Raw genomic sequence first — 15,792 nt, forward strand, 5'->3', positions numbered from 1 at the left:
CAATCAAGGACGTCACGGATTACATTGTGCGGTTCTACAATGAACGACGAATGCATTCATCGTTAGACTATTTGCCGCCCAATCAGTACGAGCGGCAAACAGCCTGAAAACACCGATTGAGGTGTCCGGAAAAAGTTGACCACCTCAGCAAGTCAGCTTGCCTGGATGTTGGATGTGCCGGCCTCTTCGCGGGCAAACTCGCTCCCACACTGGATTTTCAGCGGACAAGAAACTTGTGTTCGGCACAGATCCCTCTGTGGGAGCAAAGCTTGCTCGCGATGGCGGTGGGTCAGCTTGCCTGGATGTTGGATGTACCGCCGTCATCGCGAGCAGGCTCGCTCCCACACTGGTCTTGTGTCAGTACTCAATCTCCCGGTCATCCATAGCCCCTGTGGGAGCGAGCCTGCTCGCGAAAGCGGTGGGTCAGCTTGCCAGGATGTTGGATGTGCCGGCCTCTTCGCGAGCAAGCCCGCTCCCACACTTGTCTTGTGTCAGTCCTCAATCTCCCGGTTATCCATAGCCCCTGTGGATCTTCAGTGGGCAAGAAACTTGTGTTCGGCACAGATCCCCTGTGGGAGCAAAGCTTGCTCGCGATAGCGGGGGGGCTGAATGTACGGGCGCCATCGCGGGCAAGCCTTGCTCCCACATGGGTTCCTGGCGTTAGCAGGTTTGGAGATAACGCTTATTCGAAACCAATCTGTCGGGCGGTGGCATTTATGGTGGTTCTGGAGCGTCCTATCTGGTGAACCGGCCTGTTCAGAACTAGATTTTCTTGAGCGCCGTCAGGCCCCCGGCTTTATCCGGAAAAGAAGGAATTGGCTATGAACAAGCTGCTACGCATGATGTTTTTGCTGAAGGTCTTGGTGATGCTGTCCCTGGGTTCCACCGCCGCGTGGGCGGAATGCGATGAGCACGAGCAGCACGCGTCGAGTGGCTCGGTGGCGCAGGGTGAGTTGATGCTTGCTGCGTCCGATTCGGACGCCGATGATCCGGATGATGGCGAGGACGATGATGGCGCGCCAATCGATACGCCGGACGGTGATGAAGATGAAAATGAAGAGGGTGATAGCCAGACTTAAGACCCTTGGAAAGAAAAGCCCTCCTACCCGATCAAACAGCTGGTCGGGGGAGGGTTTTTTCATGTGTCAGGCTGATACACCGGGGAGGCTGTTTTGGGTCCGCTTCGCGGCCCAGCGGGAGCAAGCTCCCTCGCCACAAGTGCTCTATCTGCCTTTTCCTTATGCCTTACGCCGCACCGTCGAGAAACTGCTCGGCGTAGTGACACGCCACCAGACGGTTATCGAGTGGCCGCAACGCCGGTTCTTCGGTCTTGCAGCGCTCGGTGGCGTACGGGCAGCGCTTGTGGAAGGCGCAGCCGGACGGCGGGTTGAGCGGGTTGGGCAGTTCGCCGACGATCTTGATCTTCGGCTTGTTCGGGTCCGGGTGGATGGTCGGGGTGGCCGACAGCAGCGCCTGGGTGTACGGGTGCAGCGGGCGGCTGTAGATGGACTCGTTGGGGCCCATTTCCACCGGACGGCCGAGGTACATCACCATCACGTCGTCGGCCACGTGCTGCACCACCGCCAGGTTGTGGGAAATGAACACGTAGGCGGTGTTGAATTCCTGCTGCAGGTCCATGAACAGGTTCAGCACCTGGGCCTGGATCGACACGTCCAGCGCTGACGTCGGTTCGTCCGCCACCAGCACCTTGGGTTGCAGCATCATGGCGCGGGCCAGGGCGATGCGCTGGCGCTGGCCGCCGGAGAACATGTGCGGGTAGCGCTGGTAATGCTCGGGGCGCAGGCCCACCTGCTTCATCATCGCCTGGACTTTTTCCCGTCGCTCGGTGGCCGACAGGCTGGTGTTGATCAGCAATGGCTCGGCCAGTTGATCACCGATTTTCTGCCGTGGGTTGAGGGACGCATACGGGCTCTGGAAGACCATCTGCACGTCTTTACGCAATTGCTTGCGTTCGGCCTTGTTGGCGCCGGTCACTTCCTGGCCGGCGATTTTCAAGGAGCCGGAGGACGGCTCTTCGATCAGCGTCAGGGCCCGGGCGAGGGTGGATTTGCCGCAGCCGGATTCGCCCACTACGGCCAGGGTCTTGCCGGCTTCCAGTTCGAACGACACACCGTTGAGGGCGCGCACGGTCGCATGGCCCTTGAACATGCCGCGGGACACTTCGTAATGACGGGTCAGGTCACGGGCGGTAAGTACGACGGCCATCACGCCACCTCCTGGTTCAACGGGTAGAAGCAGCGGGCGAGGCTGTTGGATTTCGGATCGAGGGCCGGGCGTTGTTGACGGCAGTTGTCCTGCACGTACGGGCAGCGCGGCGACAGCAGGCAACCTTGTGGACGGTCGTAGCGACCGGGCACGATGCCGGGCAAGGTCGCCAGGCGCTCGGCGCCCATGCTGTGCTCCGGAATCGCCGCCAGCAGCGCTTCGCTGTAGGGGTGGGCGGGGATGTCGAACAGTTCGGGCACCTGGCCGACTTCCACGGCCTGGCCGGCGTACATCACGCACACGCGCTGGGCGGTTTCAGCCACCACGGCGAGGTCGTGGGTGATCAGCACCAGGCCCATGTCCTGTTCTTTTTGCAGGGCCAGCAGCAGGTCCATGATCTGCGCCTGGATGGTCACGTCCAGGGCGGTGGTCGGTTCGTCGGCGATCAGCAGCTTCGGCTCGCCGGCAATCGCCATGGCAATCGCCACACGCTGGCTCATGCCGCCGGACAGTTGATGCGGGTAGGCGTCCATGCGACTGGCCGCGCCGGGGATCTCGACTTTTTCCAGCAATTCGATGGCGCGTTTGCGGGCGGCCTTGCCGGACATCTTCAGGTGCAGGCGCAGGACTTCTTCGATCTGGAAGCCCACGGTGTAACTGGGGTTGAGCGCGGTCATCGGGTCCTGGAAGACCATCGCCAGGTCTTTGCCGACGATCTGCCGGCGCTGGCGGTTGCTCAGCTTGAGCATGTTCTTGCCGTCGAAGTTCAGCGCGTCGGCGGTGACGATGCCGGGGTGCTCGATCAGCCCCATCAGCGCCATCATGGTCACGGATTTACCCGAGCCCGATTCGCCGACGATGGCCAGGACTTCGCCTTTTTCCACGCTCAGGTCCAGGCCGTCGACCACCGGCACAGCGGTGGCGTCGCCGAAGCGGACGTTGAGATTCTTGATTTCTAGCAGTGACATGGGAATCTCCTCAGGCGGCATTCTTGAGTTTCGGGTCCAGCGCATCGCGCAGCCCGTCGCCCATCAGGTTGATTGCCAGCACGCTGAGCAAAATGGTCAAGCCAGGCAGGCTCACGACCCACCAGGCGCGTTCGATGTAGTCGCGGGCCGAAGCCAGCATGGTGCCCCACTCCGGGGTCGGCGGCTGGACGCCGAGGCCGAGGAAGCCCAGGGCGGCGGCGTCGAGGATCGCCGAGGAAAAGCTCAGTGTCGCCTGGACGATCAGCGGGGCCATGCAGTTAGGCAGCACGGTGATGAACATCAGGCGTGGCAGGCCGGCACCGGCCAGGCGGGCGGCGGTCACGTAGTCGCGGTTCAGCTCGCCCATCACGGCGGCACGGGTCAGGCGCACGTAGGACGGCAGCGAAACGATGGCGATGGCGATCACGGTGTTGATCAGGCCAGGGCCGAGGATGGCGACGATCGCCACGGCCAGCAGCAGCGAAGGCAGGGCCAGCATGATGTCCATCAGGCGCATGATGGTCGGGCCGAGCAGGCGCGGGAAGAACCCGGCGAACAGTCCCAGCAGGATGCCCGGGATCAGCGACATCACCACCGACGACAAGCCGATCAGCAGCGACAGGCGCGAACCCTGGATCAGGCGCGACAGCAAGTCGCGGCCCAGCTCGTCGGTGCCCAGCAGGAATTGGATCTGCCCGCCTTCAAGCCACGCCGGCGGCGTCAGCAGGAAGTCGCGGTATTGCTCACTCGGGTCGTGAGGCGCGACCCACGGCGCAAAGAGCGCGCAGAACACCACCAGGATCATGAACAGCAGCCCGGCCACGGCGCCCTTGTTGCGGGAAAACGCGTGCCAGAATTCTTTGTACGGGGACGGGTACAGCAGGCTTTGATCGACTGCTACCGCGGTAGTTGGAGTACTCATGGTTTTGATCTCAGCGCTGGTGACGAATGCGTGGGTTGGCAAAGCCGTAGAGGATGTCCACGACGAAGTTGACCAGAATCACCAGGCAGGCGATTAACAGGATGCCGTTCTGCACCACGGGATAGTCCCGGGCGCCGATAGCTTCGATCAGCCACTTGCCGATGCCCGGCCAGGAGAAGATCGTTTCGGTCAGGACCGCACCGGCCAGCAGTGTGCCGACCTGCAGGCCGACCACGGTCAGCACCGGGATCAGCGCGTTGCGCAGGCCGTGCACGAACACCACGCGCGACGGCGACAGGCCCTTGGCGCGGGCGGTGCGGATGTAGTCTTCGCGCAGTACTTCGAGCATCGAAGAACGGGTCATGCGGGCGATCACCGCCAGCGGAATGGTGCCCAGCACGATGGCCGGCAGGATCAGGTGGTGCAGCGCATCGAGGAACGCGCCCGGCTCATCGGCCAACAAGGTGTCGATCAGCATGAAGCCGGTTCTCGGCTCGATGTCGTAGAGCAGGTCGATCCGTCCCGACACTGGCGTCCAGCCCAGGGACACCGAGAAGAACATGATCAGGATCAGGCCCCACCAGAAGATCGGCATCGAATACCCCGCCAGGGAGATGCCCATCACCCCATGGTCGAACAGGGACCCTCGCTTGAGTGCCGCGATCACCCCGGCCAGCAGGCCCAGGATACCGGCGAACAACAGCGCGGCCATGGACAGTTCCAGGGTCGCGGGAAATAGTGAACTGAACTCGGTCCATACGCTTTCACGGGTACGCAGCGATTCGCCGAGGTCGCCGTGGGCCAGTTTGCCGATGTAGTCCAGGTACTGGGCATACAGCGGTTTGTTGAGGCCAAGGCGTTCCATTGCCTGTGCATGCATTTCGGGATCGACCCGACGTTCGCCCATCATCACTTCCACGGGGTCGCCGGGGATCATGCGAATCAACGCGAAGGTCAGCAAGGTGATGCCGAAGAACGTGGGGATCAATAATCCCAGTCGGCGGGCAATAAAACTAAACATCTTCAGGTGTACCTCATCAGCCGGTTAGGCGTGCCCGGCAATCCCTGGGTTAGGGTTGCCGGGCGTTTTCTTATCTACTTCACCTGGGTGGTGGCGAAGTTGTTGGTGGTGAGCGGGCTAATCACGTAGCCCTCTACGTTGTTGCGCATTGCAGTGAACATGCGGGTGTGGGCCATGCTGATCCAGGGTTGGTCCTGGTTGAAAATCACCTGGGCCTGCTCATAGAGCTTGATGCGCTCCTCGGGGTTCACTGTGGCGCGAGCCTGGTCGATCAGCGCCTGGAACTTCTCGTTGCACCAGCGCGCGTAGTTTTCGCCGTTCTTGGCGGCCTCGCAACTGAGCATAGGCGTCAGGAAGTTATCCGGGTCGCCGTTGTCGCCCGCCCATCCGGCGGAGACCATGTCGTGCTCGCCGTTTTTCGCGCGCTTGAGCATTTCGCCCCATTCCATCACGCGGATGTCGACCTTGATCCCGACCTTGGCCAGGTCCGCCTGCATCATCTGCGCGCCGAGCATCGGGTTGGGGTTGGTCGGGCCGCCGCCGTTGCGGGTGAACAGGGTGAACACGGTGCCTTCCGGCACGCCGGCTTCCTTGAGCAACTGGCGTGCCTTGTCCAGGTCGCGGGTCGGGTTCTTCAGGTCGTGGTTGAAGCCCAACAGTGTCGGTGGGTACGGGTTGACCGCTACGGTGGCGTTGCCCTTGCCGAACAGTGCGTTGACGTAGGCTTCCTTGTCGAAGGCCAGGTCGATGGCTTTGCGCACCCGCACGTCGCTCATGTACTTGTGGCTGGTGTTCAGGGCGGTGTAGGAAACGGTCATCGCATCCAGCTCGGCGACCTTCAGGTTCGGGTCTTTCTTGATGCTGGGGATGTCATCGGGTTTGGGGTACAGCGCGATCTGGCACTCGTTGGTCTTGAGTTTCTGCATGCGCACGTTGTTGTCGGTGGCGATGGCCAATACCAGCGCATCGGCCGGCGGCTTGCCACGGAAGTAGTCCGGGTTGGCCTTGAAGCGAACCTGGGCGTCCTTGTTGTAGCGCTGGAAGACGAACGGCCCGGTGCCGACCGGCTTGCTGTTGAGGTCCCCGGCCTTGCCTGCCTTGAGCAACTGGTCGGCGTATTCGGCCGGGTAGATCGAGGAGAAGGCCATGGCGATGTCGGCCAAAAATGGCGCTTCGCGGCGGGTCAGGCTGAACTTGACCGTGTGCTCGTCGACTTTCTCGACGCTTTTGAGCAGTTCCTTGAAGCCCATGCTTTCAAAGTAGGGGAAGCCCACGCTCGACAGTTTGTGCCACGGGTGGTTCGGGTCCAGCTGGCGCTGGAAGCTCCAGACCACGTCGTCGGCGTTCATGTCGCGGGTCGGCTTGAAGTAGTCGGTGGTGTGGAACTTGACGCCCTTGCGCAGGTGGAAGGTGTACGTCAGGCCATCGTCACTGATGTCCCAGGATTCGGCCAGGGCCGGAATCACCTCGGTGGTGCCGGGCTTGAAGTCGGCCAGGCGATTGAAAATGGTTTCCGCCACGGCATCGGCGGTGACTGCAGTCGTGTACTGGACCATGTCGAAGCCTTCCGGACTGGCTTCTGTGCAAACCACCAAGGGTTTGGCCGTGGCGCCAACGGCGACGCTCAGCAATGCGGCGGCGATGGCGGCGCGTAGGGGGATCATGTTCATCGTCAATCCTCTGCAATCGGGTAAATGGCAAAAGACCGGACGGGCGACCTTGTGAGTCGACCGCCCAGTGGCAGTTTAGAGAATGTTGAACGGAATGGTGGTGACCAGGCGGAACTCGTTGAGGCTGCCGTCGGCCTGGTTTTCGCTGGCGCGGTGTGCGGTGTAGGTCGCACGGACCGCGGTGGCTTTCAGTGGGCCGCTTTGTACGGCATAGGACGCGCCGATGCCGTATTCGTAGTGGTGCTCACCGTCCATGGCGCGGACATCGCTATAACCGGTGCTGTTGTAGTGAGTACCGTCGATGCCCCAGCCGCGAGCCTGGTAGATGTTGAACTTCAGGCCCGGCACGCCGTATTCGGCCATGTTCAGGCCGTAGGCGATCTGGAAGGATTTCTCGTTCGGGCCGTTGAAGTCCGACAGCAGGGAGTTGGCCAGGTAGATGCCGTTGGTTTCGTGCAGGTAGTCGAAGTACTCGTTACCGTTCACTTCCTGGTAGGAGAAGGTCAGGCTATGGGCCTGATGCGTCAGGCCGAACGACAGGGAGTAGGTGTCGTTGTCGATCTCGCCCAGTTTGCTTTTGCCCGAATCCACGGTCTTGTAGTAGTTCAGGCCGGTGGTCAGGCTCAGCACCGAGCTGTCGCCCAGTTCATGGGTGGCGCCGAAGTAGTACTGGTTCCAGAGGTCTTCGGCCTGGGTCGCCCACAGGCTGGTTTTCAGGCTGGCCAGAGGCTGGTAGGTGATGCCTGCCGTGTTGACGTGATCGGTTTCAACGCTGCTGTCGCCGTATTCGGAACGGAATTTGCGCTGGCTCTCTTCGGTACGTGGCGAGTTGCGGTCGAAGGTGGCGATGTCGAAACCCAGGTTTTCGAACTCTTCGCTGTGCAGGCTCACGCCCTGGAAGCTGGAGGGCAGGGCACGGTTGCCGATGACGTCGACCATCGGGCTGCTGAAGTTCTGGCGGCCGGCAGTCAGGGTGGTGTTGGAAACGCGGGCCTTGACGTTGGCCAGGCCCAGTTTGCTCCACTGGCCCACGGCGTCGCCGCCTTCGCGGGTCAGGGTACGGTTGTTGCCGGCACCAGGACGGGTGGTCGGGGCACCGCCATTGTTGGACGCCAGGTCCTTGCGATCCTGGTCCAGGGCGATGACGTTGTAGGCGGCCAGTTCGGTGCTGAAGCCCACGGTGCCTTCGGTGAAGCCCGAGTTGTACTTGATGATGGTGCCTTGCAGCCAGTTGATGCGGCGGTCGGTCTCGCGTGCTTCGCCGTTCTTGCGATAGGTGAGTTTCGCGCCGCGCTTGAATTGCTCGTTGGCGTACCAGTTGCGCGTGCTGCCACTGATGGATTGGCCGTCGATGAAGCCCTTGGCTTCGCTTTGCTCGCTGGTGGTCTTGAGGGTCACCGGGGTGACCGCCTGGCTCTGGGATTCTGCATAGGCCGTGGCGGTGATGCTGCTGATGGCCAGGGCCAGTATCGCGGTGCTGCTCAGTTTCATGGGTAACGCTCCTTTCTTTCTTTTTTAATGCCGGTCTTTTTAGGTGATACGGCTATTGGTTTTTGCAACTCATTCACAGCTAGCAAACGTTTGCATGGCGCCTGATCGGCGAATTCAGGCAAGACGTCTGCGTGAGGGCTTCCAGGGGAAGCCCTCGCTGTATGGCTAAGCGGTTATGGGTTCAGGCTGACGCCCGAGAACACGTTGCGACCGAAGGGGCTGACTTTGAACCCTTCGACTTTGGCACTCAGCGGCTGGTTGACCGTCGAGTGGGCAACAGGGGTGATCGGCACTTGCTGCTTGAGCAACTGCTGGGCCTGTTTGTAGAGCACGGTGCGCTGGTCGCGGTCGGTGACGACCTTGGCCTGCTTGATCAGCTTGTCGTAGTCCTGGTCACACCACATGGAGTAGTTGTTGCCGCCAATGGCGTCGCAGCTGTACAGCGTGCCCAACCAGTTGTCCGGGTCCCCGTTGTCGCCGGTCCAGCCGATCAGGCTGATGTCGTGCTCGCCGTTCTTGGTGCGCTTGATGTACTCGCCCCATTCATAGCTGACGATCTTCACTTTCAGGCCGATCTTGGCCCAGTCGGCCTGGAGCATTTCGGCCATCAGCTTGGCGTTGGGGTTGTACGGACGCTGCACGGGCATGGCCCAGAGGGTGATTTCGGTGCCTTCCTTGACCCCGGCGGCCTTGAGCAATTCCTTGGCTTTTTCCGGGTTGTAGGGCGCGTCCTTGATGGTGTCGTCGTAGGACCATTGGGTCGGCGGCATGGCGTTCTGCGCCAGTTGCCCCGCGCCCTGATACACGGCATTGAGAATGCCTTGCTTGTTCACCGCCATGTCCAGCGCCTGGCGCACTTCGACCTGGTCGAACGGCTTGTGGCGGGTGTTATAGGCGATGTAGCCCAGGTTGAAACCGGGCTTCTCGATCAACTGCAACTTGGGGTCGTTCTTCAAGGCTGGTACGTCGGCCGGACGCGGATGCAGGGTGACCTGGCATTCGTTGGCCTTGAGCTTCTGCACCCGTACCGACGCGTCGGTGTTGATGGAGAAGATCAGGTTGTTCAGCTTGACCCGTTCCGGCGCCCAGTACTGCTGGTTGGCGACGTAGCGGATGTTGGAATCTTTCTGGTAGCTCTTGAACTCGAACGGCCCGGTACCGATCGGCTTCTGGTTGATGTCGCTCGGCTTGCCGTTCTTGAGCAACTGGTCGGCGTACTCGGCCGACAGGATCGCGGCAAAACTCATGGCGATGTTCTGGATGAACGCGGCGTCCACGCTGTTGAGAGTCATGACCACGGTCAACGGCCCGGTCGCTTCCACCTTGGCGATGTTCTTGTTCAGGCTCATGCCGTTGAAGTACGGGAACTCGGTGGGGTAGGCCTTGCGGAACGGATGCTGCGGATCAAGCATGCGGTTGAAGGTGAACAGCACGTCGTCGGCGTTGAAATCCCGGGTCGGTGTGAAGTAGTCGGTGGTATGAAACTTCACGCCTTCGCGCAGGTGAAACGTGTACTTCAGGCCGTCTTCGGAAATGTCCCAGCTGGTCGCCAGGCCGGGGACGACATTGGTCGCGCCTTTTTCAAACTCGGCCAGGCGGTTGTACAGCGGCTCGGCGGCATCGTTGTCGGTGGCCGTGGTGTATTGCGCGGTGTCGAAACCGGCAGGGCTGCCTTCTGAACAGAACACCAGGCTGCCGCCAGCGGCCTGGGCTGCGGAGGTCGCGGCCAGCAGGCCGGTGCCCAGCAATGCGGATAAAACCAAGGTATGGCGCATGACGCTCCCTCTCTCGTTCTGGGTGTTTTAACAGTGAACCGGTGTCCTTCCGGGGACCCGGAGCACTGAGCTCATTCCATTGCGTCGCGATGCCGCAGGATCAGCACGCCGTCCAGGCCTCGACGGTAGGAGTCGTGGGCCAGGCGGTAAATGCGTAATGCCTGAAAGACTTGTGGGAAAAGGCGATACGTCCTAAACCAACTGCTGTGGTATGCAGTGCTTTTGGATGTAGGCGATTTCCTGAGTCTTGGCTTAAAGCAACGGCATGCCGTGGGAGCGAGCCCTGCTCGCGATGGTGTTGTTGGTACACCGCCATCGCGCTTAAAAAGGAGCCGCTACGCCCGAAGCGTCGGACCGGCCCAGCGGGAGCAAGCTCCCTCGCCACAGGTCACCTTATTTGCTGACGCTGACGCCGTAGAAGGAGTTCAAGCCAAATGGGCTGATCTTGAAATCCTGCACGTTGGCGCGCATGGGTTGATACACCGTCGAGTGAGCGATAGGTGTCATTGGCACGGCATCCTTGAGGACGTGTTGTGCCTGTTTGTACAGTTCGGTGCGTTTGGACTGGTCGGAGGTGCGCTTGGCTTGCTTGACCAGATCGTCGAATTTCTTGTCGCACCACTTGGAGAAGTTGTTGCCGGCCAGCGAGTCGCAGCCGAACAGCACGTTGAGCCAGTTGTCCGGGTCACCGTTGTCACCGCTCCAGCCGATGATCATCGCCTGGTTCTCGCCACCTTTGGAACGCTTGATGTACTCGCCCCATTCGTAGCTGACGATGTTGACGTTCAGGCCGATTTTCTTCCAGTCGGACTGCAGCATCTCGGCCATCAGCTTGGCATTCGGGTTGTACGGACGCTGGACCGGCATCGCCCACAGGGTGATGTTGGTGCCTTCCTTGACGCCGGCTTCCTTGAGCAGCTCCTTGGCTTTCTCAGGGTCGTACTTGGCGTCCTTGATGGTGGTGTCGTAGGACCATTGGGTCGGCGGCATGGCGTTGACGGCCAACTGGCCGGCGCCCTGGTAGACCGAATCGATGATCTGCGGCTTGTTGACCGCCATGTCCAGCGCCTGGCGGACTTTCAGGTTGGCCAGCACGTTCGGCTCGTTGCTGCCCTTGATCTTGTCCATCACGTTATAGGCGATGTAGCCCAGGTTGAAACCCGCCTGGTCAGGCATCTTCAGCGTTTTATCTTCCTTCAGGGCCTTGAGGTCGGCCGGGCGTGGGAAGAGGGTGATCTGGCATTCGTTTTTCTTGAGTTTCTGCATGCGCACCGACGGGTCGGTGGTGATGGCGAAGATCAGGTTGTCGATCTTCACGTCGTCAGGCTTCCAGTAGTCCTTGTTCCCGGTGTAGCGGATGTTGGAGTCTTTCTGGTAGCTCTTGAACACGAACGGGCCGGTGCCGACTGGCTTCTGGTTGATGTCCGGGGCCTTGCCTTCCTTGAGCAACTGGGCGGCGTATTCGGCGGACTGGATCGAGGCGAAGCTCATGGCCATGTTCTGGATGAACGCGGCGTCGACATCCTTGAGGGTGAACTTGACAGTGTGGTCGTCGACTTTATCGATCTTGGTGATGTTGGTGTCCATCCCCATGTCGGTGAAGTACGGGAACTCGGTCGGGTAGGCCTTACGGAACGGGTCATCCTTGCTGATCATGCGATTGAAGGTGAACAGCACGTCGTCGGCGTTGAATTCGCGGGTCGGCTTGAAGTACGGGGTGGTATGGAACTTGACGCCTTCTCGCAGATGGAAGGTGTAGGTCAGGCCGTCTTCGGAAATATCCCACTTGGTCGCCAGGCCAGGAATCACGGCGGTGCCGCCACGTTCGAACTGGGTCAGGCGGTTGAACATGGTCTCTGCAGAGGCGTCGAAGTCGGTTCCGGTGGTGTACTGACCAGGGTCAAAACCGGCCGGGCTCCCTTCGGAGCAGAACACCAGGTTAGTCGCGGCTTGGGCGAAAGGTGCGCTGGCTAATAAGCTCGCGCCGACTAAAAACGGAATGACCGCTTGTTTAAGCATGTTGGCCTCATGATTTGTTGTCATTTTTTGATTTGAGGGCGACCTCGTGAGTCGTCCTGCCGATACTTATGCAGGCCCCATACCCAATGCAAGATCCAGAACGGTCACAAGTCCGAAACAGTGGCACGAACGTACCTTAATGTCGCATCTGTGTAACTTCCGGCGCATTTGATCGTTTGCGCGTGTTTTTTCGGGGCAAATAGCGCCCTTTCCCGGTGCGTTGAGCGGCCGCAGCGCACTGGAAATGGGCAGGTGTTACTTCTTCAAACCCACGCCGTAGAAGGGCGTGAGGCCGAATGGGCTGAGTTTGAAATCCACCACTTGCCTGTTTATCGGTTGGAATACCGTGGAGTTGGCGATCGGGGTGATCGGCACCTGTTGCTTGAGGATTTTCTGCGCTTGTTGGTACAAATCGATCCGTTTCTGGCGGTCTGTCGAGACTTTGGCCTGCTGGATCAAGCGGTCATACGCCGGGTCGCACCACTTGGCGTAGTTGCTGCCCTTGACCGCCGCGCAGCTGTACAGCACCCCCAGCCAGTTGTCGGGGTCGCCGTTGTCGCCGGTCCAGCCGTAGATCATTGCATCATGTTCGCCATTCTTTGCACGCTTGATGTACTCGCCCCATTCATAGCTGACGATGTTGGCCTTGATCCCGATCTTGGCCCAATCCTGCTGGATCATCTGTGCAGACATTCGCGCATTGGGGTTGGAGGCGCGCTGCACCGTCATCGCCCATAAATCGATGGTTGTACCGGGCGCAACTCCGGCCTCCTTCAGTAGCGCCTTGGCCTTGGTCACGTCATGAGGCGCGTCCTGGATGGTCGGGTCGAACGACCACTGGGCCGGCGGCAAGGCGTTCTGGGCCAGCTGCCCGGCGCTCTGGTACACGGCCTTGATGATCGCCGGCTTGTCGATGGCCATGTCCAGCGCCTGGCGGACCTTGAGCTGATCCAGGGGCGGGTGCGTGACGTTGTAGGCCAGGAAACCCAGATTGAAACCGGGCTGCTTGAGCACTTGCAGGTTCGGGTCTTGCTCGATCACCTCGATGTCGGCCGGGCGCGGGTAACCGCTGACCTGGCATTCGCCGCGCTTGAGCTTTTGCAGGCGCACGGCGGCGTCCGGGGTGATGGAAAAAATCAGGTTGTCGAGCTTCACGTCCTCGGGTTTCCAGTACGCGGTGTTGGCGGCGTAGCGGATCTGCGAGTCCTTCTGGTAGCGCTTGAACACGAACGGCCCGGTGCCGACGGGTTTCTGGTTGAGGTCGCCGGCCTTGCCTTCCTTCAACAACTGCGCCGCGTATTCGGCGGACTGCACGGAGGCGAAACTCATCGCCAGGTTTTGCACGAAGGCGGCATCGACGTTGTTCAGGTTGAAGCGCACGGTGTGTTCGTCGACTTTCTCGACGCTTTTGATCGTGGTGTTCAGGCCCATGTCGGTGAAGTACGGCGACTCGGTGGGATAGGCCTGGCGAAACGGGTGTTGGGGGTCGAGCAGGCGCTGGAAGGTGAACAGCACGTCGTCGGCGTTGAACTCGCGGGTGGGGGTGAAGTAGTCGGTGGTGTGGAATTTCACCCCGTCGCGCAGGTGGAAGGTGTAGGCCAAGCCATCGGGGGATACGTCCCAGCTCGTCGCCAATCCGGGTTCGACTTCGGTGCCGCCGCGTTTGAATTGGGTGAGGCGGTTGAAGACGGTTTCGGCCGAGGCGTCGAAGTCGGTGCCGCTGGTGTATTGGCTGGGGTCGAACCCGGCGGGGCTGGCTTCGGAGCAGTAGACCAGGGTGGTGGCGGCCTGGGCCATTGGGGCGCTGCTGATCAGGGCCAGGGTGAGCAGGAGGGGCTTGAAGGTGGTTCTGTCCATGAAATCCCTTGGGGGGTGGTGAGGTTTTCAGGAGAGTAGCGTTGCGGGTGGGGGTGTTGGAAATATCGAAAAGTGAGGGGGACCGTTGGGTTTGGGTATAGCCTCTTGGACGAGGCGGCCTTACAGCCGGCCTGGCTCTCCCGGTCGTACACTCGTCAGGTCTGTGGGAGCAAAGCTTGCTCGCGAGGCGGCCTGACAGCCGACCTGGCTCTCCCGGTCGTACACCCGTCAGGTCTGTGGGAGCAAAGCTTGCTCGCGAGGCGGCCTGACAGCCGACCTGTCTCCCGGTTGTACGTCGATCAAACTGTGGGAGCGAGCTTGCTCGCGATGGCGGTCTGATTGAGTACATATCCATTGCTGCGGTAACGGCCACTTCGGGTTCCGCCCTGACGGCGGGTCACTTTCGAAAAGCCCGGAAGCCGGCCCAGTCGAAAGTAACCAAAGCGCTCCTGCCCCACCACTCGGTGCCTCGCCTAGGCTCGGCATGCCCTCACTCCGGCATTGCTCCGTGAGCCCGCCGCGAAGGGCCATCGATGACCCAGCGCGGCTATCCCGGCATCCATGCCGGGATGCCCACTGCACAATGCCTGCGTTCGGCCAGCGTGGTTAACGGGGCGCCCGAGATCAACGTCCACCGCGAGGCGGCCTAGTAGCCGACCTGGCTCCCCCGGTCGTACACCCATCAGATCTGTTTGAGCAGGACCTGTGGGAGCAAAGCTTGCTCGCGAGGCGGCCTTATAGCCGACCTGTCTCCCGGTTGTACGTCGATCAAACTGTGGGAGCGAGCTTGCTCGCGATGGCGGTCTGATTGAGTACATATCCATTGCTGCGGTAACGGCCACTTAGGGTTCCGCCCTGACGGCGGCTCACTTTTGAGAAGCGCAAAAGTAAGCAAAACGCTATATGCCCCACCACTTGGCACCTCGCTTTGGCTCGGTGTGCCCTCACTCCGGCATTGCTCCGTGGGCCCGCCGCGAAGGGCCATCCATGGCCCAGCGCGGCTATCCCGGCATCCATGCCGGGATGCCCACTGCGCAATGCCTGCGTTCGGCCAGCGTGGTTAACGGGGCGCCCGAGATCAACGTCCACCGCGAGGCGGCCTAACAGCCGACCTGGCTCTTGGTAAGACCGTGTTCCTCCTGTGGGAGCGAGCTTGCTCGCGATAGCGGAGGGTCAGTTGGCGGTGATGTTGGCTGTGCCGGCGTTATCGCGAGCAAGCTCGCTCCCACAGGTTTTTGTGTTGTGTGCAGAGGCTGTGAACACCTGTAAATCCATGTGGGAGCGAGCTTGCTCGCGATGGCGGAGGGTCAGTTGGCGGTGATGTGGGCTGTGCTGACGTCTTCGCGAGCAGGCTCGCTCCCACAGGTTTTTGTGTCGTGTACAGAGGCTGTGAACACCTGTAAATCCATGTGGGAGCGAGCCTGCTCGCGATAGCGGAGGGTCAGTTGGCGGTGATGTGGGCTGTGCTGCCGTTATCGCGAGCAAGCTCGCTCCCACAGGGTTCTCGAGCGTTCAAAAATCCTGTGCTCGCCACAAACCCCTTGTGGGAGCGAGCTTGCTCGCGATGGCGGTGGTTCAGTCGATGAAGATGTTGGATGTGCTGGCCTCTTCGCGAGCAAGCTTTGCTCCCACAGAACTGACGAGTGTATGACCGGGAGAGCCAGGTCGGCTATAAGGCCGCCTCGATTTTGATCTTGATCTGGGGCGCCCCGTTAACCACGATGGCCGAACGCAGGCATTGCGCAGTGGGCACCTCGGCATGGATGCCGAGGTAGCCGCGCTGGGCCATGGATGGCCCTTCGCGGCGGCCCACGGAGCAATGCCGGAGTGAGGGCACACCGAG

12 protein-coding genes are annotated in these 15,792 nt (G+C 60.9%); 3 read left to right on the forward strand and 9 right to left on the reverse strand.

Features of this window, described 5'->3' with window-relative positions; translation table 11 throughout:
* Both AB4Z20_RS27475 and AB4Z20_RS27480 read left to right on the forward strand, forming a co-directional pair.
* Positions 1 to 107 (forward strand): IS3 family transposase (locus tag AB4Z20_RS27475; protein WP_442090604.1); only part of this gene is annotated, 107 nt, incomplete at its 5' end.
* Positions 108 to 821: 714 nt separating this feature from the next.
* On the forward strand, positions 822 to 1,079 hold the full coding sequence (locus AB4Z20_RS27480) for a hypothetical protein (RefSeq protein ID WP_253471596.1): 258 nt from the start codon (positions 822 to 824) through the stop codon (positions 1,077 to 1,079).
* Between the two features lie 166 nt (positions 1,080 to 1,245).
* Here the strand turns inward: AB4Z20_RS27480 and AB4Z20_RS27485 are convergent, their stop codons facing one another.
* The 9 genes from AB4Z20_RS27485 to AB4Z20_RS27525 all read right to left on the reverse strand — a co-directional run bounded on the left by AB4Z20_RS27485 (position 1,246) and on the right by AB4Z20_RS27525 (position 13,949).
* A complete protein-coding gene (locus tag AB4Z20_RS27485; RefSeq protein WP_028237338.1) occupies positions 1,246 to 2,226 on the reverse strand; it encodes a peptide ABC transporter ATP-binding protein in 981 nt (326 codons plus the stop codon).
* Positions 2,226 to 3,194 (reverse strand): ABC transporter ATP-binding protein, encoded by a 969-nt coding sequence (locus AB4Z20_RS27490; protein WP_053118412.1) that lies wholly within the window; start codon positions 3,192 to 3,194, stop codon positions 2,226 to 2,228. The genes AB4Z20_RS27485 and AB4Z20_RS27490 overlap by 1 nt, the downstream gene beginning before the upstream one ends.
* 10 nt (positions 3,195 to 3,204) lie before the next feature.
* Complete coding sequence (locus tag AB4Z20_RS27495; protein ID WP_214511231.1) at positions 3,205 to 4,116, reverse strand: ABC transporter permease subunit; 912 nt, start codon at positions 4,114 to 4,116, stop codon at positions 3,205 to 3,207.
* A gap of 10 nt (positions 4,117 to 4,126) precedes the next feature.
* Entirely contained in the window at positions 4,127 to 5,137 is a 1,011-nt protein-coding gene (locus tag AB4Z20_RS27500) for an ABC transporter permease subunit (RefSeq protein ID WP_003197774.1), read from the reverse strand.
* A 74-nt stretch (positions 5,138 to 5,211) separates the two neighbouring features.
* Entirely contained in the window at positions 5,212 to 6,807 is a 1,596-nt protein-coding gene (locus AB4Z20_RS27505; RefSeq protein WP_442091141.1) for an ABC transporter substrate-binding protein, read from the reverse strand.
* 75 nt (positions 6,808 to 6,882) lie between these two features.
* Positions 6,883 to 8,298: an OprD family porin gene (locus AB4Z20_RS27510; protein WP_214511233.1), complete on the reverse strand. Its 1,416-nt coding sequence runs from the start codon at positions 8,296 to 8,298 to the stop codon at positions 6,883 to 6,885.
* Between the two features lie 173 nt (positions 8,299 to 8,471).
* A complete protein-coding gene (locus tag AB4Z20_RS27515) occupies positions 8,472 to 10,073 on the reverse strand; it encodes an ABC transporter substrate-binding protein (protein WP_214511234.1) in 1,602 nt (533 codons plus the stop codon).
* Between the two features lie 393 nt (positions 10,074 to 10,466).
* Positions 10,467 to 12,092 (reverse strand): ABC transporter substrate-binding protein, encoded by a 1,626-nt coding sequence (locus AB4Z20_RS27520; RefSeq protein WP_320389903.1) that lies wholly within the window; start codon positions 12,090 to 12,092, stop codon positions 10,467 to 10,469.
* Positions 12,093 to 12,347: 255 nt separating this feature from the next.
* On the reverse strand, positions 12,348 to 13,949 hold the full coding sequence (locus tag AB4Z20_RS27525; RefSeq protein WP_253471604.1) for an ABC transporter substrate-binding protein: 1,602 nt from the start codon (positions 13,947 to 13,949) through the stop codon (positions 12,348 to 12,350).
* A gap of 903 nt (positions 13,950 to 14,852) precedes the next feature.
* Here AB4Z20_RS27525 and AB4Z20_RS27530 point away from each other — a divergent pair.
* Positions 14,853 to 15,053, forward strand: coding sequence for a nucleoid-structuring protein H-NS (locus AB4Z20_RS27530; RefSeq protein ID WP_258691295.1), 201 nt, complete (start codon positions 14,853 to 14,855; stop codon positions 15,051 to 15,053).
* Positions 15,054 to 15,792: the final 739 nt, after the last annotated feature.

The sequence above is a fragment of the Pseudomonas sp. KB_12 genome, from assembly GCF_052114545.1.
GTDB classification, from domain to species: Bacteria; Pseudomonadota; Gammaproteobacteria; order Pseudomonadales; family Pseudomonadaceae; genus Aquipseudomonas; species Aquipseudomonas brassicacearum.

Bases quoted from the DNA above. Each gene is read 5' to 3' on its own strand.
- AB4Z20_RS27480 (WP_253471596.1), top strand. From the start codon at position 822: ATGAACAAGCTGCTACGCATGATGTTTTTGCTGAAGGTCTTGGTGATG.
- AB4Z20_RS27485 (WP_028237338.1), bottom strand. From the start codon at position 2,226: ATGGCCGTCGTACTTACCGCCCGTGACCTGACCCGTCATTACGAAGTG.
- AB4Z20_RS27490 (WP_053118412.1), bottom strand. From the start codon at position 3,194: ATGTCACTGCTAGAAATCAAGAATCTCAACGTCCGCTTCGGCGACGCC.
- AB4Z20_RS27495 (WP_214511231.1), bottom strand. From the start codon at position 4,116: ATGAGTACTCCAACTACCGCGGTAGCAGTCGATCAAAGCCTGCTGTAC.
- AB4Z20_RS27500 (WP_003197774.1), bottom strand. From the start codon at position 5,137: ATGTTTAGTTTTATTGCCCGCCGACTGGGATTATTGATCCCCACGTTC.
- AB4Z20_RS27505 (WP_442091141.1), bottom strand. From the start codon at position 6,807: ATGAACATGATCCCCCTACGCGCCGCCATCGCCGCCGCATTGCTGAGC.
- AB4Z20_RS27510 (WP_214511233.1), bottom strand. From the start codon at position 8,298: ATGAAACTGAGCAGCACCGCGATACTGGCCCTGGCCATCAGCAGCATC.
- AB4Z20_RS27515 (WP_214511234.1), bottom strand. From the start codon at position 10,073: ATGCGCCATACCTTGGTTTTATCCGCATTGCTGGGCACCGGCCTGCTG.
- AB4Z20_RS27520 (WP_320389903.1), bottom strand. From the start codon at position 12,092: ATGCTTAAACAAGCGGTCATTCCGTTTTTAGTCGGCGCGAGCTTATTA.
- AB4Z20_RS27525 (WP_253471604.1), bottom strand. From the start codon at position 13,949: ATGGACAGAACCACCTTCAAGCCCCTCCTGCTCACCCTGGCCCTGATC.
- AB4Z20_RS27530 (WP_258691295.1), top strand. From the start codon at position 14,853: ATGCCCCACCACTTGGCACCTCGCTTTGGCTCGGTGTGCCCTCACTCC.